This is a genomic window from Mycobacterium sp. H4Y (genome assembly GCF_000364405.1).
Taxonomy (GTDB): Bacteria; Actinomycetota; Actinomycetes; order Mycobacteriales; family Mycobacteriaceae; genus Mycobacterium; species Mycobacterium intracellulare.
This window is the reverse complement of the sequence record NZ_AKIG01000001.1, coordinates 1,024,790-1,047,607: the sequence shown is the minus strand read 5'-3', so window position 1 is coordinate 1,047,607 and position 22,818 is coordinate 1,024,790. Positions and strand designations below refer to the sequence as shown.

General features: G+C 64.3%; 22 protein-coding genes. 17 read left to right on the top strand and 5 right to left on the bottom strand.

Annotated elements, in window-relative coordinates:
- Positions 1–18: 18 nt before the first annotated feature.
- Entirely contained in the window at positions 19–1,212 is a 1,194-nt protein-coding gene (locus W7U_RS04715; RefSeq protein ID WP_008255403.1) for an amidohydrolase family protein, read from the top strand.
- On the top strand, positions 1,209–1,685 hold the full coding sequence (locus tag W7U_RS04710) for a MaoC family dehydratase (RefSeq protein WP_008255402.1): 477 nt from the start codon (positions 1,209–1,211) through the stop codon (positions 1,683–1,685). Before W7U_RS04715 ends, W7U_RS04710 begins: the two co-directional genes overlap by 4 nt.
- Positions 1,686–1,707: 22 nt before the next feature.
- Here the strand turns inward: W7U_RS04710 and W7U_RS04705 are convergent, their stop codons facing one another.
- Both W7U_RS04705 and W7U_RS04700 read right to left on the bottom strand, forming a co-directional pair.
- Entirely contained in the window at positions 1,708–4,107 is a 2,400-nt protein-coding gene (locus W7U_RS04705) for a CoA transferase (RefSeq protein WP_008255401.1), read from the bottom strand.
- A complete protein-coding gene (locus W7U_RS04700) occupies positions 4,104–5,564 on the bottom strand; it encodes an aldehyde dehydrogenase family protein (protein ID WP_008255400.1) in 1,461 nt (486 codons plus the stop codon). The genes W7U_RS04705 and W7U_RS04700 overlap by 4 nt, the downstream gene beginning before the upstream one ends.
- 257 nt (positions 5,565–5,821) lie before the next feature.
- On the opposite strand from W7U_RS04700, the gene W7U_RS04695 reads away from it, so the two are divergent.
- From W7U_RS04695 to W7U_RS04660, 8 genes are read left to right on the top strand one after another with little or no spacing between them, the layout of a single operon-like run.
- Positions 5,822–6,994 (top strand): cytochrome P450, encoded by a 1,173-nt coding sequence (locus tag W7U_RS04695; protein WP_008255399.1) that lies wholly within the window; start codon positions 5,822–5,824, stop codon positions 6,992–6,994.
- Complete coding sequence (locus tag W7U_RS04690) at positions 6,994–8,193, top strand: acyl-CoA dehydrogenase family protein (RefSeq protein ID WP_008255398.1); 1,200 nt, start codon at positions 6,994–6,996, stop codon at positions 8,191–8,193. The genes W7U_RS04695 and W7U_RS04690 overlap by 1 nt, the downstream gene beginning before the upstream one ends.
- Entirely contained in the window at positions 8,190–8,765 is a 576-nt protein-coding gene (locus tag W7U_RS04685) for a MaoC family dehydratase N-terminal domain-containing protein (RefSeq protein WP_008255397.1), read from the top strand. Before W7U_RS04690 ends, W7U_RS04685 begins: the two co-directional genes overlap by 4 nt.
- A complete protein-coding gene (locus W7U_RS04680; protein ID WP_008255396.1) occupies positions 8,765–9,178 on the top strand; it encodes a Zn-ribbon domain-containing OB-fold protein in 414 nt (137 codons plus the stop codon). The genes W7U_RS04685 and W7U_RS04680 overlap by 1 nt, the downstream gene beginning before the upstream one ends.
- 21 nt (positions 9,179–9,199) lie before the next feature.
- The gene (locus W7U_RS04675; protein WP_008255394.1) at positions 9,200–10,309 is read left to right on the top strand and encodes an acyl-CoA dehydrogenase family protein; all 1,110 of its coding nucleotides are present in this window, start codon (positions 9,200–9,202) and stop codon (positions 10,307–10,309) included.
- Positions 10,306–10,758, top strand: coding sequence for a MaoC family dehydratase (locus W7U_RS04670; RefSeq protein WP_008255389.1), 453 nt, complete (start codon positions 10,306–10,308; stop codon positions 10,756–10,758). Before W7U_RS04675 ends, W7U_RS04670 begins: the two co-directional genes overlap by 4 nt.
- A complete protein-coding gene (locus W7U_RS04665) occupies positions 10,755–11,933 on the top strand; it encodes a lipid-transfer protein (RefSeq protein WP_008255388.1) in 1,179 nt (392 codons plus the stop codon). The genes W7U_RS04670 and W7U_RS04665 overlap by 4 nt, the downstream gene beginning before the upstream one ends.
- A gap of 21 nt (positions 11,934–11,954) precedes the next feature.
- Complete coding sequence (locus tag W7U_RS04660) at positions 11,955–12,557, top strand: TetR/AcrR family transcriptional regulator (protein WP_008255386.1); 603 nt, start codon at positions 11,955–11,957, stop codon at positions 12,555–12,557.
- A gap of 27 nt (positions 12,558–12,584) precedes the next feature.
- Here the strand turns inward: W7U_RS04660 and W7U_RS04655 are convergent, their stop codons facing one another.
- Positions 12,585–13,493: a helix-turn-helix domain-containing protein gene (locus W7U_RS04655; RefSeq protein ID WP_136244550.1), complete on the bottom strand. Its 909-nt coding sequence runs from the start codon at positions 13,491–13,493 to the stop codon at positions 12,585–12,587.
- Positions 13,494–13,579: 86 nt separating this feature from the next.
- On the opposite strand from W7U_RS04655, the gene W7U_RS04650 reads away from it, so the two are divergent.
- The 7 genes from W7U_RS04650 to W7U_RS04620 are packed head-to-tail and all read left to right on the top strand — an operon-like array spanning position 13,580 to position 19,921.
- Positions 13,580–14,818 carry an alkyl sulfatase dimerization domain-containing protein gene (locus W7U_RS04650; RefSeq protein WP_008255382.1) on the top strand — a complete coding sequence of 413 codons (1,239 nt, stop codon included), beginning with the start codon at positions 13,580–13,582 and terminating at the stop codon, positions 14,816–14,818.
- Positions 14,815–15,564, top strand: coding sequence for an SDR family oxidoreductase (locus tag W7U_RS04645; protein WP_008255379.1), 750 nt, complete (start codon positions 14,815–14,817; stop codon positions 15,562–15,564). Before W7U_RS04650 ends, W7U_RS04645 begins: the two co-directional genes overlap by 4 nt.
- On the top strand, positions 15,561–16,766 hold the full coding sequence (locus W7U_RS04640) for a sulfotransferase (RefSeq protein ID WP_008255378.1): 1,206 nt from the start codon (positions 15,561–15,563) through the stop codon (positions 16,764–16,766). Before W7U_RS04645 ends, W7U_RS04640 begins: the two co-directional genes overlap by 4 nt.
- A gap of 1 nt (position 16,767) precedes the next feature.
- A complete protein-coding gene (locus tag W7U_RS04635) occupies positions 16,768–17,532 on the top strand; it encodes an SDR family oxidoreductase (protein WP_008255377.1) in 765 nt (254 codons plus the stop codon).
- A 25-nt stretch (positions 17,533–17,557) separates the two neighbouring features.
- On the top strand, positions 17,558–18,370 hold the full coding sequence (locus tag W7U_RS04630) for a TIM barrel protein (protein ID WP_008255376.1): 813 nt from the start codon (positions 17,558–17,560) through the stop codon (positions 18,368–18,370).
- Positions 18,371–18,428: 58 nt separating this feature from the next.
- Positions 18,429–18,914, top strand: a complete 486-nt coding sequence (locus tag W7U_RS04625; RefSeq protein WP_008255375.1) for a VOC family protein — start codon at positions 18,429–18,431, stop codon at positions 18,912–18,914.
- On the top strand, positions 18,911–19,921 hold the full coding sequence (locus W7U_RS04620) for a zinc-binding dehydrogenase (RefSeq protein WP_036428714.1): 1,011 nt from the start codon (positions 18,911–18,913) through the stop codon (positions 19,919–19,921). Before W7U_RS04625 ends, W7U_RS04620 begins: the two co-directional genes overlap by 4 nt.
- Positions 19,922–20,232: 311 nt before the next feature.
- Here W7U_RS04620 and W7U_RS04615 read toward each other — a convergent pair whose 3' ends face one another.
- Together W7U_RS04615 and W7U_RS04610 are read right to left on the bottom strand one after the other, a co-directional pair.
- On the bottom strand, positions 20,233–21,465 hold the full coding sequence (locus W7U_RS04615; RefSeq protein WP_008255373.1) for a cytochrome P450: 1,233 nt from the start codon (positions 21,463–21,465) through the stop codon (positions 20,233–20,235).
- Positions 21,462–22,694, bottom strand: a complete 1,233-nt coding sequence (locus tag W7U_RS04610) for a CoA transferase (RefSeq protein ID WP_008255368.1) — start codon at positions 22,692–22,694, stop codon at positions 21,462–21,464. Before W7U_RS04610 ends, W7U_RS04615 begins: the two co-directional genes overlap by 4 nt.
- Positions 22,695–22,818: the final 124 nt, after the last annotated feature.

Below are 22,818 nucleotides of genomic sequence, written 5' to 3'. Positions count from 1 at the left end.
CGGAGGAGGGATAGCCTCATGTCACCCCGGTCTCTGCCGTACCCGGTTTTCGACATCGACAACCACATGTACGAGACGACGGACGCGCTCACCAAGTACCTGCCGAAGGAGCACCGCGGAAAGGTCGGCTACGTCGAGGTCAACGGCCGACCCAAACTCGTCGTCAAGGACCACATCAGCCACATGATCCCCAACCCGACGTTCGAGCGAGTCGCCAGGCCGGGCAGCGCGGAGGACTATTTCCTGGGCAACAATCCCGAAGGCCTCAACTTCCGCGAATTCATCGGCGAGGCAATGGATGTCATCCCGGCATACCAGTCACCCGCGCCGCGACTGGAACTGATGGACGAACTCGGCATCGATCAGTGCGTCATGTATCCGACGCTCGCCAGTCTCATCGAGGAACGCACGACCGACGACGTCATCCTCACGCACGCGATCATTCATGCGCTCAACGAGTGGATGCACGAGCACTGGACGTTCAACTACCACGACCGGATCTTCGCCACCCCCGTGATCTGCCTGCCCCTGGTGGACGAAGCCATCAAGGAATTCCACTGGGGCCTCGAGCGCGGCATGAAGACATTCCTGGTGCGGCCCGCACCCGTGCCCAGCCGGTTCGGCGGTTCGCGCTCCATGGGCCTCCCCGAGTTCGACCCGTTCTGGGAAGAGGTCGTCAACGCCGGCATGCCGGTCACCATGCACGCCTCGGACAGCGGCTACCAAAAACACCTCATGGAGTGGGAAGGCGGCGACGAGTATCTGTCCTTCAAGCCGAGCGCGTTACGCGAAGTCGTGATGGGCCACCGCGCCATCGAGGACACCCTGGCCGCGATGATCTGCCACGGCGCGTTGTCGCGCTTCCCCGATCTGAAGATCTTCTGCGTCGAGAACGGCAGCGGGTGGGTCCGCAATCTGCTCGAGCAGCTCAACACCGCGTACAAGATCATGCCCAAGGAGTTCGACGAGCACCCGGTCGAGGTGTTCAAGCGAAACATCTACATCCATCCGTTCCTCGAGGACGACCTCAAGGGGATTATCGACATCATGGGCGAGGATCACGTGATGTTCGGCTCCGATTTCCCGCACCCCGAGGGCATCGGTGATCCGCTGAGCTTTGTCGACCGGCTCGACGGTGTCTCCGAGGCCGCCAAGGCGAAGATCATGGGAGGCAACGCTATCGAGCAGTTGGGGCTCAAGGTTCCGGCATGACCCGGGCGCGCACATCCCCGAAGGTTTACGACGGAATCGCCGACTTCGAGGCTCACGTCGGCGAGCACCTTGGTTTCAGCGACTGGCGCCAGGTCACGCAGAAGGAAATCGACTTGTTCGCCGAGGCGACCGGTGACCATCAATGGATCCATGTCGACCCTGAGAAGGCGGCCGCCGGTCCCTACGGCAAGACCATCGCCCACGGCTATCTGACCTTGTCGCTGGTACCCATTCTCGTGCAACAGATCTACCGGGTAACCGGCTTGGCGATGCAAGTCAATTACGGAAGCGACAAGCTGCGCTTCCCCGCCCCGGTACCGGTCGATTCCCGCATCAGGGCTGGCGCCGAACTGCTCAAGGTTGAGCGCAACGACAAAGGCGGCCGGGCCACGGTTCGCGTCACCGTCGAAGTGGAGGGCAGCGATCGCCCGGCGTGCGTCGTCGACACGATCGCCGCGATGATCGACGCCTGACCGAACGGGCCGAGTTCATCGACTATGCGTTGAGAACGCGTTCCCCGATCACTCGTTGCTCCCGCAACGCGGCAATCTCCTGAGCGGAAAGTCCAAGCGCTCCAAGCACCTCGGCGTTGTGCTGCCCGAGTGTCGGCGCGGCGGCCCTGTGCTGGTGTATGGGTCCCGGCGAGATGCGAAAAGGCCAGCCGGGAAACCTCTGTCGGCCGGTGATCGAATGGTCCAGGTCCTGATAGAAGCCGCGCGCGTCGAGTTGCTCGACGTCATACATCCGATCGGCCGTCAACAGTCGCTCGGCGGGCACACCATGCCGGCCAAACGTCGCCACGACCTCCTCCGCGGTTCGCTCGCACGTCCAATTCGCCAGTACCTCGTCGAATTCGTCGTGGTGTTCCCGGCGCGCTGCAGCGGAGGCGAATCTCGGGTCGTCGCGCAGGTCGGGGCGGTCAATGGCGTCCAGCACCGCTCGCCAGTCATCGTCATGACGCACCGAGAGCGCGACCCACTCGTCGACATTGCCGGTCGAATAGACGCCCTGCGCGTATTCGCGGTGGCGGTTTCCCTCACGCGGGCGCACCGATCCCGTCAACGAGTATTCGATGACGGGTTCGGCTGTCACCGCCGCGCCGACCTCGATTTGCGCCGCCTCGATCAGCTGCCCCTCGCCGGTGGACCGCCTGTGCTCGAGGGCGGCCAGCAGCGCGACGCAGGCGTGTACGCCGGCGATCGGGTCGGCGGGCCCCTGCAGATTGCACGGCGGGCCGTCCGCATAACCGGTCGCGGCCGACATGCCTGACACCTGTTCGATGTTCAGCGCCCAGCCCACGTAGTCGCGCCACGGCCCCTGGAGCCCGAACCCGGGCATCCGCACCATGATCACGCCGGGATTGACCCGCGCGATGGAGTCGTAATCCAGTCCGAATTGTTCGACGACGCGCGGCGAGAAGTTCTCCACCACCACGTCGGCCTCCGCAGCCAGTCGCAGCGCCAACTCTCGACCGGTGGCAGAGGTGAGATCCAGCGTGATGTCGCGCTTGTTGAGATTGGTTCCCTGCCACAGCGGCCCGCGCTCGTACCAGTCGTCGCTCTCGCGCAGCAGCGAGCCCGAGTAGCGGTGTCCGTCGGGCCGCTGAATGGATTCGACCTTGATCACGTCCGCCCCGAACGCACCGAGGTAGCACGTCAGATACGCGCCCGCCCAGAAAGTGCTCAAGTCGAAGACCTTCAACCCGGCGAACGGCAAAGAGACGTCGGCGACGTCACCCGTCGGGCGCGGTGCGTCGCGCTTGCTCCACTTGGCCTGCGCTCCGTTTGTTCGGAGGGCGGGAGCGGGCAATGGCGGCGGTACCGGGGTCTTCGAGAGCCGGAACGGCGCGCCTGGCCTGGTGAATCGCCATCCGTCGGTGGCCGCGTCGACGAAAAACCCTCGCTCCGCATACTGCGGGCAGCCCAGGATCGTGTCGCCGTCGGTGATCGGCGCCGCGGGTATGCGCATGGCCTGGCTCAATTCGACCAGATCGGCGACGGACATCGATTCCAGGAACGGCTGGGCCTTGGCGAAGAACTCGTCGCGCTCGGGCCCGCCGAGCATGATCGCGAGCTGGTGGTCGCCGAACTCGGGCAACCCGACCATCGCGCAGACGTCCAGCCAATGCTGACCGGTCAGGCAGTTGATCCCGATCCAGCCGTCGGAGGCACGCACAATACCCAGCATCGGCGCGGCTTTGGAATTCGTCGGCAAGCCAAGGCTTTTCAAGCGGGCGGCCATCAGCATGGGATAGGGCAGCGTCGCCAACAGCGACTCGAACATCGACACGTCCACCTCGACCGGCCGGTGCGTTTCGGCCGTGGCGACGCGTAGGGCCGTCAGCGCGCCGAGGGCCGCGTATCCGCCCGCGATGTATTCCGGGATGCGGGCGCCGGCCTGTAGCGGCGCCCGGCCGGGCTCGCGCACGTTGATCCAACCCGCCGCCGCCTGCAGGGTCAGCGGAGTCGTCACCCGGTCACGCAGTGGCCCCTCCTGGCCGAAGCTGGAGATCCGGACCACGACGAGATCCGGGTTGACCCGGGCCAGGGTTTGCGCGTCCAGACCCCACGCCCGGCGCTCAGGTGCGCCCCCCGGTAAGTCTTCGACCAGGACATCCGCCTGCGAGATCATCTCGCGCAGGACCTCAAGGCCACGTTCCTGCGCGAAATCAACCGTGGCGCCGCACTTTCCGGCGTTCAGGTACTCGAACAGCCCGCTTCGCTCCGGATGAGGGCCCTCTGGGGGAAAGGGACCCCAACGGCGCAGTGGGTCACCTGACGGGGGCTCGACCTTGCGCACGTCGGCGCCCAGGTCCACCAGCAGCTTCGCGCAATAGGGACCCGCGATCTCGGAGGCCAACTCGACGACGCGCAAGCCCGCCAGGGGTCGGTTCACGCGGGTATCCCGATGGCCTTGGGCTCCATATAGGCCCGCAGTCCCATCACGCCGCCCTCCCGACCGATGCCGCTCTGCTTGAAGCCTCCGAACGGCGCGTCTCCGGGGATTGTGCCGTTGACCGATACCTGTCCGGTCCTCATCCGCCGGGCGATGGCCACCGCGCGGTCGATGTCGCTTCCCCACACCGCGCCGCCGAGGCCATAAGACGAATTGTTGGCGATGGTCACCGCGTCATCGTCGTCGCGATACCGCAAGACGGTCAGCACGGGACCGAACACCTCCTCCTGCGCGATATACGAATCGGCGGCGGCATCGGTGAGTATCGTTGGCTCGAAATAGAAACCGCTGTTCAGATCCTTCGGGCGGGCTCCCCCGGCCACGACGGTCGCACCGTCGGCTTCGGCGCGTTTGACGAAGCCCTCGACACGGTCGAGGTGCTCGCGGCTGATCAACGGACCCATGGTGACCGCCGGATCGACGGGATCGCCGATCACGACTTCGCGGGACAGTGCGGCGAGCCGGTCCACCACCTCGTCGTGGATCGCCTCGGGCAGCAGCAACCTGCTGTTGAGAATGCAGGCTTGACCAGCATGCATCGTGCATCCCTCGAACAACAGCCGTTCCAACAGGTCGTCGGTGACGTCGACGTCGGGCAGCAGGATGGTCGCCGACTTGCCCCCGCATTCCAGCAGAACGCGCTTCATGGTGGTCGCCGCTCCCGCCATCACGTCGCGGCCGACGACAGAGCTACCGGTGAAGCTCACCATGTCGACCCTGGGATCCAGGGTCAGGCTCCTGCTGGCCTCGACGCTGGTCGGCGTCACCACGTTGACGACGCCAGGGGGAATGTCCGTGTCCTCGTCGATGATTCGCGCCAACGCCAGCCCGGCCAGCGGTGTCAGCGGGGAAGGCTTGAGCACCAGCGTATTTCCCGCCGCCAGTGCCGCGCCCAACTTCATGACGTTGAGGGTGTGCGGGAAGTTCCACGGCGTCATGGCCGCCACCACACCGAGGGGTTCGTAGCGCAGCAGTGTGGTGCCCGCGGCCCCCCAGGCATCCATCGGTGCCTCGGCGGGCTCCGCCGCGAGCTCGGCGGCATGGCCGACCATGAATGCCGGTCCGTCGACGTGAATCAGCCGTTCGTTCGCGGAACAACCCCACTCGGCCAGCGCGAGTGCGTAGATCTCCTCGCTCCTGGCCATCAGCGCATCGCTGAGTTGTTGCAGGCATCGGGCCCGTTCCGCGGGCTCTGCCGCGGGCCACGGGCCCGTGTCGAAGGCGGACCTGGCCGCTGCGACCGCCTGCCGGACCTGCGCCACGCTCGCATCGGGCGCCGTTTGGATCACCACCTCGGTGGCGGGATTGACGACGTCGTAGCGTCCGCAGTCCGGGTCGGTCCACTGGCCGTCAATGTAGTGACCGTAGGCCTCGAGGAGCGAACCCGACCCAGCCATCCTGCCTGCCTTCCTGACTGCACGATCGTGAAGCAGCGCGGGCGACGCCACCGAGATAACTTACATACTCAACCTGTGTGTACACGCCGACCGCGACGCCGTCAACGGCTAATTTGAGCCAGTTTTAGCCCAATATGCGGCGATTGACAGATGATCTGGCTCTCCTGTAGACAGCATGGAAACGGACATTCTTGCGTTATCTGTCCGGCCAGCCCAGTGTCCAAGGAAGGCATGCGGTGCCCACTACTACTGTTCCCTTGCACTCTCCGGACTTCTACGCCGGCGATCCCTACCCGGTCTACCGGGAACTCCGCAACACGACGCCAGTGGTGTGGAACGACGTCACGAACTTCTGGGCGCTGTTGAAGTACGAGGACGTCCGCTACGTTTCGGGCCACCCACTGACCTTCTCGTCGACGAAGGGCATCACGATTCCGGATCCCAGCCAGCCTGAACCCGTTCAGGAAGGCAACCTCATTTTCACCGACCCTCCCCGCCACCGGCAGCTCCGCAAGCTCATCAACTCCGGCTTTTCCCGCCGGCAGGTGCAGTTGCTCGAGCCCAAGGTGCGCCAGATCGTGAAGGGCATCGTGGACAGTGTCGAGCCGTCGCGAGAGTACGAGTTCGCCGAGGAGATCGCCGCGCCCCTTCCCACCCGGATGATCGCCGAGATGCTCGGTGCCCCTCCCGAAGACTGGGAGCAGTTCCGCGCGTGGTCGGACGCGGCGGTCGGCACCGCCGACCCGGACATCGAACTGGACTCGATCGTCGCCCTCGGTGAGCTGTACGAATACTTCACCAAGCTCATCGCCGCGCGGCGGTCCGGCGAGGTCAGCGGGCAGGACGACCTGCTGAGCATCCTGGCCGCGGCCGAGGTCGACGGCGAGCGGCTCACCGACGCGGATCTGCTCAACTTCTCCTTCCTGCTGTTGGTCGCCGGCAACGAAACCACACGCAACCTGATCGCGTTGGGCACGTTGGCGCTGATCGACCACCCCGACCAGTTCGCGCTGCTGCGATCGGACCCGTCGCTGCTGCCCAGCGCGGTCGAGGAGATGCTGCGATTCACCAGCCCGGTCACCCACATGGCCCGCCGCGCGACCGAGGACGTCGAGATCCGCGGCCAGCAGATCAGGGCGGGCGACACAGTGGTCATGCTCTACGGCTCCGCCAACCGCGACGAAGAGATCTTTGGGCCCACCTGCGAAGAGTTCGACATCACCCGTAATCCCAACCCGCACATCGCGTTCGGGGCCGGGGAGCACGCGTGCCTTGGCGCCCAGCTCGCGCGCCTGGAAGCCAGGGTGATGTTTGAGGTGCTACTGGGCGCCTTTCCCACGATCGAGCTCACCGGTGACGTGACCCGGCTGCGCGCAACCATGGTGCCGGGCGTGAAACGCATGCCAATCCGACTGGGGGCGGGCAACTGATGGACTTCGACTACACGCCCGAACAGGAGCAGCTCCGAAAGGACTACCGGACGCGCCTGGAGGCGGTGATGACCCCGGAGCGCCGCGCCGCCGTCGCCAACCTCACCGAGGGGGGCGCCGCGATGACCGAGTGCCGGCGGGCGCTCGGCGATGCCGGGTTGCTCGGCGTCGCCTGGCCGGTCGAATACGGTGGCGGCGGGCTGACCGCGTTGGAGCAGTACATTTTCTCGGAGGAAGCGCGCAGGGTCAACGCACCGTTGCCGTTTGTCACCCTAAACACTGTGGGCCCCACGCTCATTCAGTACGGCACCGAGGAGCAGAAGGCCAAGTTCCTCCCGGCGATCCTCAAGGGCACCGTTGATTTCGCGATCGGTTACTCGGAGCCCGGCGCCGGGAGCGACCTCGCCTCGCTGCGGACCACCGCGGTCAGGGACGGCGACGAGTTCGTCATCAATGGTTCAAAGATGTTCACCAGCGGCGCGGAGTTCGCCGACTACATCTGGTTGGCGGCGCGCACCGACCCAACCGTCAAGAAACACAAGGGAATCACCCTGTTCATCGTGCCGACGGACTCGCCCGGGTTCTCCTGGAAGCCGCTACACACCATGCCGGGGGTGTCCACGTACTACACGTTCTACGATGACGTCCGGGTACCCGAGAGCGCCATCGTGCTCGGCGAAAACCAGGGTTGGACGCTGGTGACGAACCAGCTCAACCTCGAACGCGCCGCCCTGGGCAACCTCGGTGCCCTGGAGCCGCTCTTCGCCAAGACGCTCAAGTGGGCGTCGACGACACCGCTCGACGACGGCATGGTCATCGATCAGCCCTGGGTGCAGCAGGCCCTGGCCCGGGTGGAAGCGCAGGTCGCCGCCTACCGGCTGCTGAACCTGCGCGTGAACGCGACGATGAGCTCGGGTGCCCTCGGTATGGGCGAGGCCTCGGCGGCAAAGGTTTTCGGCACCGAACTCACTCAACAGGTCGCCCGCGAGCTGCTCGAAGTCGTCGGGCAGGCGGGTGTCCGCAAGGACTCGGCGGCTCCGCTCAAGGGCGAGCTGGAGAGCGCCTACAGGCTGGCGGTCATCAACACATTCGGCGGCGGAGCCAACGAACTTCAACGCGACATCATCGCTATGGCCGGCCTCGGGATGCCCCGCGCACCCCGAGACGTGCGGGCCTCCGGAAAGGAGAAATCCACGTGACAGAGCTAGCCAAAGACGACCTGCGCGAGCGCCTCGACGCGTTGATCGGGACGCCCACCGACGGAGTCGGCAGACCCTCCCGCGCCCCTGATCCGGTGAACGCCGCGATGATCCGGCACTGGGCGTACGCGTTGGACGACATGAATCCCGCCTACCTTGATCCCGAGTTCGCGGAGAACTCCCGCTACGGTGGCCTGGTTTCCCCGCCGGTGATGCTGCAGAGCTGGACGATGCCGCCGCCCAAGCTCGCCGGCATCCATGAGCGCGGCGGCGTGCCGATCGAGATCAAGACGAACCCGCTGCAATTCCTCTCCGACGCGGGTTACACGGGCATCATCGCGACGAACTCTGAGTTTGAGATCGAACGCTATCCCCGCGTCGGTGACGAGATCAGCGGTGAGACGGTGTTCGACTCGATCTCCGACGAGAAGACGACCGCGATGGGCAAAGGATTCTTCGTCACGTGGGTGACCACGTACCGCGATCAGAACGGCGAAGTCATCGGCCGCCAATGGTTCCGCACGCTGCGATTCAAGACGGGCGGGGCCCCCGCCGGAACGGCTGGGGACTGATGGCGACCAGACTTGCTCCGTCGATCAGCCCGGACACCGAATTCTTTTGGTCGGGGCTGGCGGACCACAAGCTGTTGATCCAGCGTTGCGCCGACTGCAAGACGTTGCGGGTGCCGCCCCGTCCGATGTGCGGAAATTGCCAGTCGCTCAACTGGGATTCCATCGAATCGACCGGACGCGGAACGGTTTACAGCTTCGTGATGCCGCAATACCCGCCGCTCCCCTTCCTCCAATACCCCTATGTCGTGGCACTGATCGAGCTCGACGAAGGTGTGCGCATCGTGTCGAACCTGTGCGATATCGAACCGGCGGCCATCGAGGTCGGTATGCCCGTCGAGGTCTTCTACGAGAAGTTCGAAGCAATCCCGAGCGGCGACGAACTGGTGTTGCACCAGTTCCGGCCGGCACGCTGACAAACGAGGCATCAGACGACCATGGATTTTTCCTTCACCGAAGAACAAGAGACGGTCGGCAAGGTGGCTCGTCAGCTCTTCGACCACCGCGCCACCCCCGAACACCTCACCGACCTGGAATCGGACGAGACTCGCTTCGACCGTGCGCTGTGGCGCGAGCTGGCGGCGTCGGACTTGCTGGGCATCGCGCTACCCGAATCCGTTGGCGGCAGCGGTGGCAGCTTCCTCGACCTCGGCGTGCTGCTCGCCGAAGTGGGCTGGAGCGTTGCGCCGGTGCCGGTCTATGCGACCCTGGTGCTCGGCGCGGATACGATTGCGCGGCACGGTGACTCGACCATTCAGCGGCGGTACCTACCGAAGGTGGTGGACGGAAGCACGATCCTGACCGCCGCGCTCGCCGAACCGGGAAGCTCCGACCCGACCGCCCCACGCACCGCCGCACGGCCCGATGGCGACGCCTGGATCCTGGACGGCGTGAAGGAACTCGTGCCCGCCGCGCAGCTTGCCGACGCCATCGTAGTTTCGGCACACGCCGACGATGGACCGGGCCTGTTCGTCGTCGAGACGGCTACCGAGGGCGTCGTCGTCACACCGGCAAGAACCACCAATGGTGAGCCCTACGCCGACGTCGAGTTCGCTGGGGCCGTCGGGCACCGACTCAACGAGGCCGGTGGTGCGGTCGCGGTAAGTTCGCTCTACACCAGGGCGCTCGTCGGGCTGTGCGCCATGCAGGTCGGGGTGACCGAGCGCGCGTTGAAGATCGCGGCGTCCTACACCGGCGAGCGCGAGCAGTTCGGCAGGCCGATCGGCTCATTTCAGGCCGTGCAGCAGCGGTTGGCCGATGCATTCATCGACGTCGAGGCGATTCGGTGGACCACCTGGCACGCTGCGTGGCTGATCGCGGAAGGCCGACCGGCGGCCCGCGACGCCGCCATCGCCAAATTTTGGGCCGCTGAAGCGGGTGCACGGGTCGTCGCGTCGGCCCAACAGGTCCATGGCGGCATGGGCATCGACGTCACCTACCCGCTGCACCGCTATTTCCTGTGGGCCAAGCAGATCGAGCTCTCGCTCGGCTCCGCCCCCCAACAACTCGCCCGCCTCGGCGCCGCATACCCGGAAGGAAACACATGACCTCGACCGTCGACCGCACCACCACGCGCGCATGGAATTCCATCAACGTGGGCGAGGAAGTCACCCCGATGGACGTTCCGGTGACCACCACACTGATCGTCGCCGGCGCCATCGCGTCCCGCGACTACATGCCCGTGCACCATGACCGCGACTTTGCGAATTCCCAGGGATCCAAAGACATTTTCTTGAACATCCTGACGACCAATGGGCTTTGCGTGAAGTTCCTTCATGACTGGGCAGGCCCCGAGGCGATGATCAAGAAGCTGTCCATCCGCCTCGGCGTCCCGGCCTACCCGAATGATCCGATGCGCTTCACGGGATCGGTCACGGACAAATCGTCGGCCGACGGCGAAGGATTCGTCGAGGTCACGTTCAAAGGCACCAACAGCTTGGGCGACCATGTGTCGGGAACCGCGGTGCTCAGCCTGCTCGAAGGCGTGGATGCATGAACGGGGGCTCCTGCGGGATTGGCGGCAGGGCCGCGCTCGTCGGGATCGGGCAAACCGAGTTCTCCAAGGAATCGGGTCGCAGCGAGATGCAACTGGCCTGCGAGGCAGTCAAAGCCGCCATCAGCGACGCCGGTCTTCGTCCCGCCGACATCGACGGCATGGTCACGTTCAGCGTCGACGACAACGAGGAGATCGAGGTCGCCCGCAATGTCGGGATCCGGGACCTGACGTTCTTCACCAGGGTCCCACACGGCGGTGGCGCGGCCGCGGGAACGGTGATGCAGGCCGCGATGGCGGTCGCCACGGGCGTGGCGGAAGCGGTGGTGTGCTATCGCGCGTTCAACGAGCGCTCCGGATTCCGCTTCGGTGGCGCCGGCCGTCAGCCGGGCGTGACGCCGTTGTGGATGGCTCCCTATGCGCCGTTTGGCTTCATGACGCCGGCCGCCTGGGTCGCGTTGCACGCTCAGCGCTACATGAGCACCTACGGCGTCACCAACGCCGATTTCGGGAAGATCTCGGTTATCGACCGCAAGCACGCGGCGAACAACCCCGAAGCCTGGTTTTACCAGAAGCCGATAACCCTTGAGCAGCACCAACAATCGCGGTGGATCATCGAACCGGTGCTGAGGCTGCTCGACTGTTGTCAGGAAAGCGACGGGGGCGTCGCCATGGTGGTGACGAGCGTCGAGCGCGCGCGCGACCTCGCCAAGCCGCCCGCAGTCATCACCGCCGCCGCGCAAGGAGCCGCCTACGACGGCGAGGTGATGACCAGCTACTACCGTGAGGAGATCACCGGCCTGCCCGAGATGGGCGTGGTCGGTGACAAGCTGTGGCGCAATTCGGGCCTCAAACCGCAAGACATCTCGACGGCATTCCTCTACGACCACTTCACGCCGTTCGTCTTCACCCAACTCGAGGAGCTCGGATTCTGCGGCCGCGGCGAGGCCAAGGACTTCGTCTCGGTCGAGGAACTGTCGCTGGGTGGCCGGATGCCGATCAACACCAACGGCGGACTGCTCGGCGAGGCCTACATCCATGGCATGAACGGCATCACCGAGGGTGTCCGCCAGGTGCGCGGCACGTCGCACAATCAGGTGGACAACGTCGAACACGTGCTTGTCACGTCGGGCACGGGCGTGCCGACGAGCGGTCTGATCCTCGCGCCCGACCACTGAGCAGGGAAGCCGCGATTCCAGATGACGCACGCAACGGCGGTCGACACCCGCGAGGTGCTCATCTCGGCGGCGTTCGCGTGCTTCCGAACGCACGGGTTGCGGAAGACGACGATCGTCGATATCGCTCGCGCCGCGGACGTGTCGAGAAGCACCTTCTACGAATACTTTCGGGACAAGGAGACCATTGTCGAAGCCTGCGCGGAGGCGGCGTCTCAGCGCTTCTATCGCAGGCTGGCCAAGGCGATCGACCGCCACGGCGGCAGCACCCTGGAAGAAAAACTGGTCCGGGCGGGCGTTTTCGTCACGCAGGCCCGCCGGGTGGTCGAACCAGAAACCTATTTCGATCAAGACGAGGTCAGCCTGATGTTGACCAAGAACGCGTCGACCCTCCTGCGGGAATGCAGCGAGTTTCTCGCGCCCTATGTCTCGGCCGCGCGACTGACGGGCGAGGTCCGCGGTGACCTCGACATCCACTCGGCAACGGAATGGTTTGCGCGGATGCTGTTCTCGCTGTTCACCACTCCGTCGCCCTACCTCGACATGGGCGACGACGAGGTGGTCGCGGCCTTCGTCCGCGGCTTCGTGGTGCGGGGATTTCTGGGTAGCGGACTCAAGAGGCGCTAGTCGCTGGCGGGCAGCGGCATTGCCTAATCACGTCGCCTCATAGCGAGCAATGACCGTTTCGAGTTCGGCGGCGGCGCGACACATTCGCTGACCCAACTCCTTCAGGACGGTCGTTTCTAGCGACGCGAAGGGGATCACCGAGAGCGACATTACGACCGCGCCGTCGCCGTTCCGCACCGGAGCCATCACCATGGCCACTTCATTCAATTGGCCAGGGTGGAGCTCCCTGGTCAGGAAGTCGACCACGGTGCCGTCGGCGATGGCAGCGGCGAGGTTGGTGGTCACGATGTCGATGTCACCATGCCCGCTCAGCGCTTGAAGCGCAGTGTGCACGGCGAGCCATTCTGGGCTCAGACGCTCGATGGCGTAGCCGCGGGCGCGCACATCGGCCAGCACTTCGTCCATGCGAGAACGAAATTCGGGCCTCGCCGCTTTCAAGCGTGCGAGCCAAGCGCCATGCGTTTGGTCATCGGCCCACGCGACGAACTCGCGGCCGAAAGGGGCCAGGAACGGGACGTGAAAGCCAAGGCCCACCTGGGCAGCTGTTGCCGTCTGACCAGCAGTGTCGATCACCGTCATGTCAGTTCCGTTGCGCCGTACCAGCAGAACCTGCATCTGAAGTTCAATTGCCAGTTCAGCCAGGCGGGCTCGCGCGAGCCGTCGTCCTGCCCCGGACGGACGAGCCAATGTCTCGACGGCTGGGCCGCAACTGAATTGACCAGACTCGGGGTCCCGGATTACCCAATCGTGAACGGCCAGTGCATTGAGCACTGCGTGTGCGGTCGCTCTGCTGATTTCCAGCGCTCGGCCGACTTCGGTGACCGTGAAACGGCGGTCTGGGGCACCGCCCAACAGGCTCATGACGGCGACCACCCGATCAGTGGGTGGCGAAACGGATTGACGCGGATGGGAACCCATGATTACGCTCGGTGTCACAATATCGATTGTATATCGAATATTCGATATAGCAAGCCCGGCCGGTTGGACCACGCCTCACGGCCAGTGGAGAGGAAGTACGGCGCATGGCGTCAATTCATCACCGCCGACCCGGTGTCGAGGCGATTGCGGCTGCTTCGGGTCAACCGGCGACGTCGCTGGGCGATGGCATCTGGATGTCACCGGGGGTGTCGAACTCCTATGCCGTAGAGACCGACAGCGGGCGGATCATCATCAACGCCGGAGTTTTCTACGAGGGGCCTTTGCATCGCGAGGCCTACCAGGCGGTGCCGGGGCCGACCCACACGATCATCGTCACCCAGGGCCACGGCGACCACTGGGGCGGAGTTTCCGCACTTCGAGAACCAGACACCGCGGTGGTGATGCACGCCAATTACCACTATTGGCGCGACGAGAACGAGCGACTCCTGCCGGTCCGAGTGCGCAACACGGCCTTTGCCTTCGAGAAATTCACCAGAGCAACACTCGAATACCTCAAGGACGTCGACATGTCGCTGCTCGACATGTCGTTTCCCGAGCCGACTACGACGTTCGATCGTCACCTGGGCCTGAACGTCGGCGGAAGGCAAGTGGATCTGCACTGGGCGCCCGGAGGCGAAACCACCGATGCACTGGTTGCATGGCTACCCGAAAGCCGAGTCCTATTCACCGGCAACCTGTTTGGCCCGCTGTTCGGTCACGTCCCAAATCTGGTGACGATCCGCGGTGACCGGTATCGCGATCCAATCCAGTACATCGAGGCGCTCAATCTGGTGCTGTCCCTGCAGCCCGATCGCATCATCACCGGACACTTTGACCCCATCGACGGCGCGGACCTTATCGCGACCGAGGTCACCGCCATGCGCGATGCCATGCAGTGGGTACACGACCGCGTCATCGATGCCATGGTGTCGGGCTCCGATATCTACAGCCTGATGAACGAAATCCGCCTGCCCGAACGTTTCGACGTCGGCGAGGGTTATGGGCAGACCACGTGGAACTCCCGCGCCATCTGGGAACTCTACGGCGGCTGGTTCCACCACCGCTCCACCACCGAGCTGTTCCCCATCCCGCCGTGGTCGGTCGCGCCGGACGTCGTGGTGGCCGCCGGCGCCGAACGGCTCGTCGCGGCCGCCCGCGCGCGTTTAGACGCCGGCCAGGCGGTCGAGGCGCTACACCTAACCGATCTAATTCTGGCCGGCGACGACAACAACGCGGCCGCCAAGGACGTCGCCATTGCCGCACACGAGCGTCTGCTCAGCGATGCAGACAACTTCTGGGTGAAGGCCTGGATCCAGCACTCCATCAAAGGATTATCGGCATGAACGCGGTCGCCTTCGACTTCGCCGGCGCCAAGGTACTCGTCACCGGCGGCACGAGCGGTATAGGACAGGAGATTGCCACCCAATTCGCCAAGGCGGGTGCCGCCGTGACCATTACCGGGACCCGTGCCTCCACCGAAGACTATGACGACGACCTGAGCGCATTCACCTACCGGCAATGCCAGATCCGCGACGAAAAATCAGTCGACGACCTCGCCGCGTCGCTTGGCGAACTGGACATCCTGGTCAACAACGCGGGCGGCCCCTTCCCGGAGTGGAAGGATGAATGGACCCCCGAGGGCTTCGCCCTATCCCTGACGCAGAACCTCTTCGGCGCGATGCGTTTGACTATGGCATGCGAGGGTCTGCTCAAGAGCAGCACGGCACCCGGCGGAGCCAACGTCGTCAACACCACCTCGATGTCGGCGTTCCGCTCGGCGATCCTGTCACCGGGATATGGATCGTCGAAAGCGGCACTCACCGCACTGACGTGGAATCTCGCACGACGCTGGTGCAACGACGGCATCCGCGTCAACGCCGTCGCACCCGGCCTCATCCACACGCGACTGAGCGACCCCGGCATCAATCTCCCGCAAGTCGTCGATGTTGAAATCGGATTCCATACTCCGCTCGGGCGTCCAGGAAAGCCTGAAGACTGTTGGGCGGCAGTGCTTTTCCTGTGCAGTGAACCGGCCCGGTACATCACCGGGACCACCATCGCCGTCGACGGAGGGTACCTGACGGTATGAGCACCGACACGCCGTCCGCGGTGGATTACCGTGCGGTCCGCAGCCCCGATGACGTCCTGCGCCTCGCGCAGCAGCGCAGCGGTTTACACGAAATCGATTCCGATTCCTGGCGGGAGGGATTGGCGATCCTGCTCGACGAAATTCACTCCTCGCCGCTGATCACCGACTCCGGCCGCGAATACCTGATCAGCAACTTCGCGCGGGTCCTCGCGAGCCGCCTGGAAGTGCACGATTACGCGAAGCGCCACCCCGAAGTGCGCGAGCAGGAGATCAAACGGCCCCTCGTCACCCTCGGGATGCCGCGCACAGGCACCACGGTGATCAGTTATTTACTGGGCGAAGACCCGGCACGCCGCTCGCTGCTGCACTGGGAGTGCATCCACCCGGTGCCGCCCGCGACCACTGCAACTCTGAAGAGTGATCCGCGATGCTTGGCCCTCCTGGAAGAGCAGAAGGTGATGCTGAAGATGGTGCGGAAGGCCAAAGTCGCCATCCCGCACTGGGAAGACGCGGATGGTCCGACCGAGGACATGTTCATCCACGCCGCCGATTTCAAGGCGCTGTCGTGGGAATCATGGCAGCCCACTCCTCGATACTCCGAATGGCTCATCGGCGAAGCGGACATGACAAGCACTTATGAGTATCAAAAGTTGGTGCTGCAAATCCTGCAGTCGAAGGCGCCTGGCACCTGGAACTTGAAAATGCCATCGCACGCGGTGCACATCGAAACTCTGCTGACCGTGTTCCCCGACGTGCGTATTATTTGGGCGCATCGTGACCCGTTCAAGGCCACGGGTTCGCTGTGCAACCTGCTGATGATGCCCCAGCAGGTGGTGATGAATGAAGCAGACATCGACCGGCACGCGCTCGGCCGCAAGGCCACCAATCAGATGCGCGCGCACGTCACCCGCCCACTTCGAGTCCGCGACCGCATCGGAGATGACCGCTTCTTCCACATGTATTACTCGGAGATGATGCGTGATCCGATTTCAGTGATGCGCAGTCTCTACGACTGGGCCGGCGACGAACTCACCGATGCCACCGTTGAGCGGATGCGTCGATGGCTTGCCGAACATCCTCAAGATCGGTTCGGTTCTGCCGCCTACTCATTGGAGCAGTACGGCTTGACTGTCAACGGGATCCGGCCCGTGTTCGACAAGTACTTAGCCGCCTTCGACATCGAACTTGAAGGGACTGCGTGACATGCCCGAAACTGGAGCGCATGTAACCGCTCGCAGACGAGTCCTGGTTACCGGCGCGGCCACGGGCATCGGCGCAGCCATCGTCGACGTCTTCCTGAATTCCGGCGCCGACGTCGTCGCCACCTTCCATGAGACGCCGGCTCCCGAGAACTCCCAAGCCACCTGGCTTCGCTGTGACGTCACCAGCGTCAACAGCGTCAACGAGACGGTCGACGCAGCGGCGGCGGAGATGGGGGGCTTGGACGCCGTCATCCATGCCGCCGGCCTCTGGCTACCGGGCATCGCGGGAACGATCACCGACGCCGACATCGACCGGCTCGTGTCGATCAATGTGCGAGGGACCATTCACGTCAATCAAGCCGCTCACCGCATCATGCAGGGCTCCCCAGGCCGGATCATCAACTTTGGCTCGGCAGAAGCGGTTATGGGCAGCCCCATCTCGGCGGTCTACGCCGCCACGAAGGGAGCGGTGCACGCGTGGACGCGTTCCGCCGCCAAGGCGTGGGCCAACGACAGGATCACCGTGAATGCGGTCGCGCCGGCAATGCAGACACCCGGAGCCGACCGCCTGCGTACTTTTCTCGGTCCCGAAGGTGCGGCGTTCATGGACGACCAGATGAAGCTGGCCATCCCGCTGGGCGGAACCCTCGGTGACCCGGCGAGGGATCTTGGTCCGCTTCTGGTTTTCCTAGCCAGCGAGGGGTCTGCGTTCATCACCGGCCAACTGCTTGCCGTCGATGGCGGCCTGGTCATGCTGGGCGCTTGAGACACCACACCGATCGGAGTACACAATGGACCGGCTAGGCATCGAATTCTTGAGCATCTTCGGCATGCCGCCACTCGAATTCATCTCTCTGACAGCCGAATTGGGATGCCACTACATTTCCACTGCGCTATATGGGGTGCCGCTGGCGGAATTGGGTTACCCGACGTATTCGCTCAAGGACGATGAACGTCTGCGGCGTGAGGTTATCGCCGCCCTGGCCGATACCGGTGTGAAAATCTCGTTGGGCGAGGGACTGCTGATCCTGCCCGAGCGCGATTCGGCCACGCTGGCAGCCGATCTCGACGTGATGGCCGAACTGGGCGCCGAGAAGATCAATGTCGTGAGCTTCGAGCCCGATCTACGGCGAAGCTGTGACGAGTTCGCCGCGATCACCGAGATGGCTGCCCAGCGTGGAATGACTACGGTCACGGAAGTCGTGCCCGGCTTCACCATCGGAAACCTCCACACTGGCATGACGGTGGTTGAGTACGTCGACCGACCCGAATTCCGCCTGCTGATCGACACCATGCACATCGCCCGGTTGGGCACGCAGCCCGCCGACCTCGCAGAAGTTCCAGAATCCTGCATCGGATACATCCAGCTGTCCGACACCACGATGGTCAGCCAATTCGACGACTACAACTTCGAGGCCATGAACGAGCGCCTTGTCCCCGGTGCCGGTGAGGTGCCTCTGAAGGAGTACCTGGCCGAGCTCCCCAGAGACGTCGTCGTCGGCCTCGAGATGCCGCAACGCGAGGCCGCCCTCGCCGGTATCGGGGCCGTTGAACGACTGCGCCCCGGCATCGAAGCGGCGCGGAAACTACTCGCGTCCATCTGACGGCCGTCCCACACCGCGCACGAAGAAAGGCAACGCGAATGGAAGAAGGGCAAGGAAAATGAAGGCAGAAGATCTGTACCACTGCGGACTCGTCGTGGACGACTTCGACGCAGAGATGGCGTTCCTCACCGACGTCGCGGGTCATCGGTGGACCCAGGATTTCGAGGTGGACCAGACGGTCGAGATCGACGACGAAATTCACGTCGTTCCCCTGCGGCTGGCGTTCTCACTGACCGAACCACGCCTGGAACTCGTCCAGGCCGTTCCCAACACCCTGTGGGCCCCCTCGAATTCGGGCCTACACCATCTCGGATACTGGTCCGACGACATCGACGGCGACATCGCGGCGCTGCGAGAACGTCACTTTGTTGTCGAGGGACGGGGTCTAACCCCCGAAGGCGAGACACTCTGGGCCTACTGCAAAGGACCGATTGGTCCGCGGATCGAACTCGTCAACCGCGTGATGCAGCCCGTGATGGAGAGCTTCTTCGCCATGGGGGAACCCGACCCCGCACGCGTGGCCGGCGAACGGCCGATGCCATGAAGCAGGCGACAGTCATTGCCGTCGGCGAGACGGGGTTACTCGACGTTCCAAAGCCGCGAACCGGGCCGAGCGACGTCCTGTTGCGAATGCGTGCTTGCGGCGTATGCGGGTCTGACGGAATCTACATATCCATGGGCGGGGTTCCACCCATGGAGGGTCGCATGCCTCTGGGCCACGAACCCGCGGGTGAGGTCGTCGAGGTGGGCGCGGAAGTCGTAGGCATCCAGGTCGGGGATCACGTCGTGGTCAACCCGATGAGCGCGCCGAGCGGCATTATCGGAAACGGCGGCACTACAGGGGCGTTGGCGCCCTACCTACTCATCGAGAATGCGATACGAGGACGCAGTCTCGAGGTGATACCCGAGCACGTGCCGTGGGAGGTCGCAGCGCTCAACGAGCCCATGGCCGTCGCCCTACACGGCGCCAATCGCTGCAACCCCCGAACCGGAGACAAGGTCGTCGTCTTCGGCGCCGGACCGGTGGGCCTCGGTGCAGTACTGGCGTTCAAATCACTGGGCGTGGGCCACGTGGTCGTGATCGACCCAATCTCGGGCCGTCTCGAAAAGGCGCTGCAGGTCGGCGCCGACGCCGTGATCGACCCCTCCGAGGAGGATGTCGTCACTCGGCTCTTGGAACTGCACGGCGAGGGCGAATCAATGTTCGGCGGTCGGGTCGGGACCGATGTCTACCTCGACGCAGCGGGCGCGAAAGCCGTCGTCGACACCGTCCTATCGGCGGCGAAGAGGGGTGCGCGATTGACGATCGTGGGCGTCCATAAGGAACCCGTGTCGGTGGAGCTGCTCAACGTGATGGGCAATGAAATCGAGATCGTCGGATCCTGTGGATACCCCGACGAGATCTTCGAAGTGACAAAGGATCTGGTGGCCAACTGGCAGAAGTACGCCGTCATCATCAGCCACACGATTCCGTTCGATGACGTCGAGGAGGCACTGCGGCTGGCGGCCACCACCGGCGCCGCGGACAAAGTTGTCGTGACGTTCCCCTGACGTTGCGCGCGATCACCTTTGCGATTCGATCGCGGCGAACAAGGCTGTCCGTGGGCTCCGCTCAAAGCCGCTGAGTTGCACCGATCGCTCGGCGAATAACCGACTTGCGGCGATCACGACGCGCTCGCGGTTGCGTTCAGCGTCGGATCGCAGCGGCCTGCCCTGAGCCTCCGTCGACTGTGTGCTGTCAACTCGACTCCAGCCCATTCACGCTCGCGACCCCGGCTCTTGTTGCACGATTCGAGTTCATGGGCGAGCTGATGCTTGTTCAGCTCGTGCACCGTCTGGCCCGTGTCGGCGTCCGCAACACTTCATCTGGTCCTGCGCACCGGCACGTTGGCCCACCCGCAAACGTTGGACATCGCTACCCGGTGTAACCCGCTGCGGTCGACTTCGTATTCGGGGAGGAGATCCAGTAGTGCCTCGAGTGCGATGCGGCTTTCCATCCTCGCCAGCGCCGCTCCCAAACAGCTGTGTATGCCGTACCCGAATGCGAGATTGAAGCCCATCTTGCGCTCGCGGTCGATGTCCAGCCGATCGGGATCGGGAAACATGCGCTCGTCGCGCGTCGCCGATCCCGTGACCAACAGGACGGCGCTGCCTTCGGGAATTACCGTGCCGTGCAACATCACGTCGCGGGTGGCGGTGCGGACCTGGTATTGCGATGGCGCCTCATAGCGCAACAATTCCTCGATCGCCGCGGGAACCTTGGTGCGGTCCTCCTGTAACTTTCGCCACTGGTCGGGAAATTCGGCGAAGGCGACCATGGCGTTGCCGACGAGCTTGGTGACGGTCTCCGCGCCCGCTCCCCCGAGCATGGTGGCGAAGCCGGTGATGTCCACGTCGGTGAGCTTCTCCACCTGCCCGTCTCGCTCGATCTCGGTTTCGATGAGTCGGCTGATCATGTCGTCGCGGGGCTCGGCGCGGCGCTTTTGCACCAGGTTGTAGTAGTAGATCCCGGTCTTGGTCGAGGCTTCGAAACCTTCTGGGGTGGTGGCGATCTCACCGGGCCGGCGCTCGAGCAGCAGGTCGAGCCAGAGCCGAATCTGGTCGCGGTCCTGCTTCGGCACTCCCAGCATGGTGGTGATGACCTCGTTCGGAAACAGGGCCGAGAAGTCGGCCACCACGTCGAACGAGGACGGGTCGAGCGCGTGGACGCGTTCGTAGACCTTTTCGCGCACCATGTCTTCCAGCGCGGCGATGGCGCGCGGGGTGAACACGTTACTGACCAGTCGGCGCATCTTCTGATGTTCGGGCGGGTCCATCGAGATGATCACCTTGGGCACCGGCAGCGCGTCGTCGTGCGCCTGGACCATGTCCAGCGTGGCGCCCTTGGCGGACGAGAAGGTTTCGTAGTCTTTGGTAGCGGGCGCCACGTCGTCGTAACGGGTCAAGGCCCAGAAGTCCCACTTCGCGTTGTAATAGACGGGAGCCTCGTCGCGCAGGCGACGGTACGTGTCGAACGCACCGTTGAAGAAGTCGTCCGAAAACGGGTCGAAGTCGACAGGGTTATCCGACGCAATCCGCGATGGCGTTGCACTCATAGGATCGCCCCGGTTTCCTTGTAGTTCACGATGGTGTCCCAGTCCAAGCCTGCGTCCATCAAGACTTCTTCCGTGTGTTGGCCGTGTTCGGGCGCCCCCGGCGGGACGACGGCCCGTTCGTCGAACTGGACGGGATTCGTGGGCAACGAGTACGGCGAACCGTTCATCGTCGTGGTGGTCGCGACATAGCCGTTCGCACTCACCGCCGGGTCATGGCAGAGCTCGTCCGGTGTCTGCACCACCCCCCAGGCGCCGGAGAGGCCGGCCAGCTGTTGGCGCCATTCGGCGAGTGTGCGCCTTGCAAACACATCGTCCATCAGCGAGATGAGTTCCGTTCGGTGGGCGAATCGCGATGCGGGATCGGCGAATCGCTCGTCGTCGATCAATTCGGGCAGGCCGATAGCGCGCATCGCTTCGGCGTAGAACTTGTCGAGTTGCAGCATCATCAGCTGGACGTGACGGTCGTCCTTAGTGCGGTAGGTCCCGACCAAAGGGTTGGGTGCGTCGGCGTGGCTGTACTTCGGGATCGAGCTGCCGCCGTGGATCTGGCTTACCGCGACATCGGGACTGAGGTTCCAGGCCGCGAGGCCGAGCAGCGAGACATCCACGACCGATCCGTGACCGGTGGTCGCCTTCTTGTACAGTGCGGCCGCGATCCCGCCTGCGATTGCCATGCCCCCGAGGAGATCTCCGAAGGCCGGCCGTGATCGCACCAACTCGTCGCCGTCTTCGGTGAGCATGGTGGCGATGCCGCCGCGCGCCCAGTAGGAGACGCCGTCGTAGCCAGGTTTGTCCGAATCGGGGCCCTTCGGGCCGTGCCCCGATCCGCGCACGTACACGATGCCCGGATTCGCGGCTTTGATGTCGTCGACGTCGATGCCCATCTTTTTGCGGCGACTCGGCAGATAACTGGTGAGAAAGACGTCGCACGTGGCGGCGAGCTTCCGGATGACCTCCTGACCGCCGGGAGTGCTCAGATCGACGCCGATCGACTTCTTCCCCCGGTTCGGTATCTCGATCATGTAATTGACCGTGCCCCCGCCCTCGTCGACGATTCCCATCGTGACGAGGCCACGCTGCGGGTCCCCGCCTTCGCGCGGCTCGACCTTGATCACCTCGGCGCCCCATTCCGCCAGCACGGCGCCGGCCGACGGTACGAAGGTCCACGCGGCAACCTCCAGTACGCGCACACCTGTGAGCACATTGTCGACGGAAATGACGGCCTCCATTGATCGCAGTGGTACGAGTGCGAGCGCACCGACAGATTAGCAACGGGGCGGAAACGCCCGATTACATTATGTGAGAATGTCAGTTTCGAACACGATTGTAAACCGTGGCGGGCGGCGCCACGTG

Excerpts from the sequence above, each read along its gene's own strand:
- W7U_RS04715 (WP_008255403.1), top strand. The coding sequence starts at position 19 with ATGTCACCCCGGTCTCTGCCGTACCCGGTTTTCGACATCGACAACCAC.
- W7U_RS04710 (WP_008255402.1), top strand. The coding sequence starts at position 1,209 with ATGACCCGGGCGCGCACATCCCCGAAGGTTTACGACGGAATCGCCGAC.
- W7U_RS04700 (WP_008255400.1), bottom strand. The coding sequence starts at position 5,564 with ATGGCTGGGTCGGGTTCGCTCCTCGAGGCCTACGGTCACTACATTGAC.
- W7U_RS04690 (WP_008255398.1), top strand. The coding sequence starts at position 6,994 with ATGGACTTCGACTACACGCCCGAACAGGAGCAGCTCCGAAAGGACTAC.
- W7U_RS04680 (WP_008255396.1), top strand. The coding sequence starts at position 8,765 with ATGGCGACCAGACTTGCTCCGTCGATCAGCCCGGACACCGAATTCTTT.
- W7U_RS04675 (WP_008255394.1), top strand. The coding sequence starts at position 9,200 with ATGGATTTTTCCTTCACCGAAGAACAAGAGACGGTCGGCAAGGTGGCT.
- W7U_RS04670 (WP_008255389.1), top strand. The coding sequence starts at position 10,306 with ATGACCTCGACCGTCGACCGCACCACCACGCGCGCATGGAATTCCATC.
- W7U_RS04665 (WP_008255388.1), top strand. The coding sequence starts at position 10,755 with ATGAACGGGGGCTCCTGCGGGATTGGCGGCAGGGCCGCGCTCGTCGGG.
- W7U_RS04660 (WP_008255386.1), top strand. The coding sequence starts at position 11,955 with ATGACGCACGCAACGGCGGTCGACACCCGCGAGGTGCTCATCTCGGCG.
- W7U_RS04650 (WP_008255382.1), top strand. The coding sequence starts at position 13,580 with ATGGCGTCAATTCATCACCGCCGACCCGGTGTCGAGGCGATTGCGGCT.
- W7U_RS04645 (WP_008255379.1), top strand. The coding sequence starts at position 14,815 with ATGAACGCGGTCGCCTTCGACTTCGCCGGCGCCAAGGTACTCGTCACC.
- W7U_RS04640 (WP_008255378.1), top strand. The coding sequence starts at position 15,561 with ATGAGCACCGACACGCCGTCCGCGGTGGATTACCGTGCGGTCCGCAGC.
- W7U_RS04635 (WP_008255377.1), top strand. The coding sequence starts at position 16,768 with ATGCCCGAAACTGGAGCGCATGTAACCGCTCGCAGACGAGTCCTGGTT.
- W7U_RS04630 (WP_008255376.1), top strand. The coding sequence starts at position 17,558 with ATGGACCGGCTAGGCATCGAATTCTTGAGCATCTTCGGCATGCCGCCA.
- W7U_RS04625 (WP_008255375.1), top strand. The coding sequence starts at position 18,429 with ATGAAGGCAGAAGATCTGTACCACTGCGGACTCGTCGTGGACGACTTC.
- W7U_RS04620 (WP_036428714.1), top strand. The coding sequence starts at position 18,911 with ATGAAGCAGGCGACAGTCATTGCCGTCGGCGAGACGGGGTTACTCGAC.
- W7U_RS04615 (WP_008255373.1), bottom strand. The coding sequence starts at position 21,465 with ATGAGTGCAACGCCATCGCGGATTGCGTCGGATAACCCTGTCGACTTC.
- W7U_RS04610 (WP_008255368.1), bottom strand. The coding sequence starts at position 22,694 with ATGGAGGCCGTCATTTCCGTCGACAATGTGCTCACAGGTGTGCGCGTA.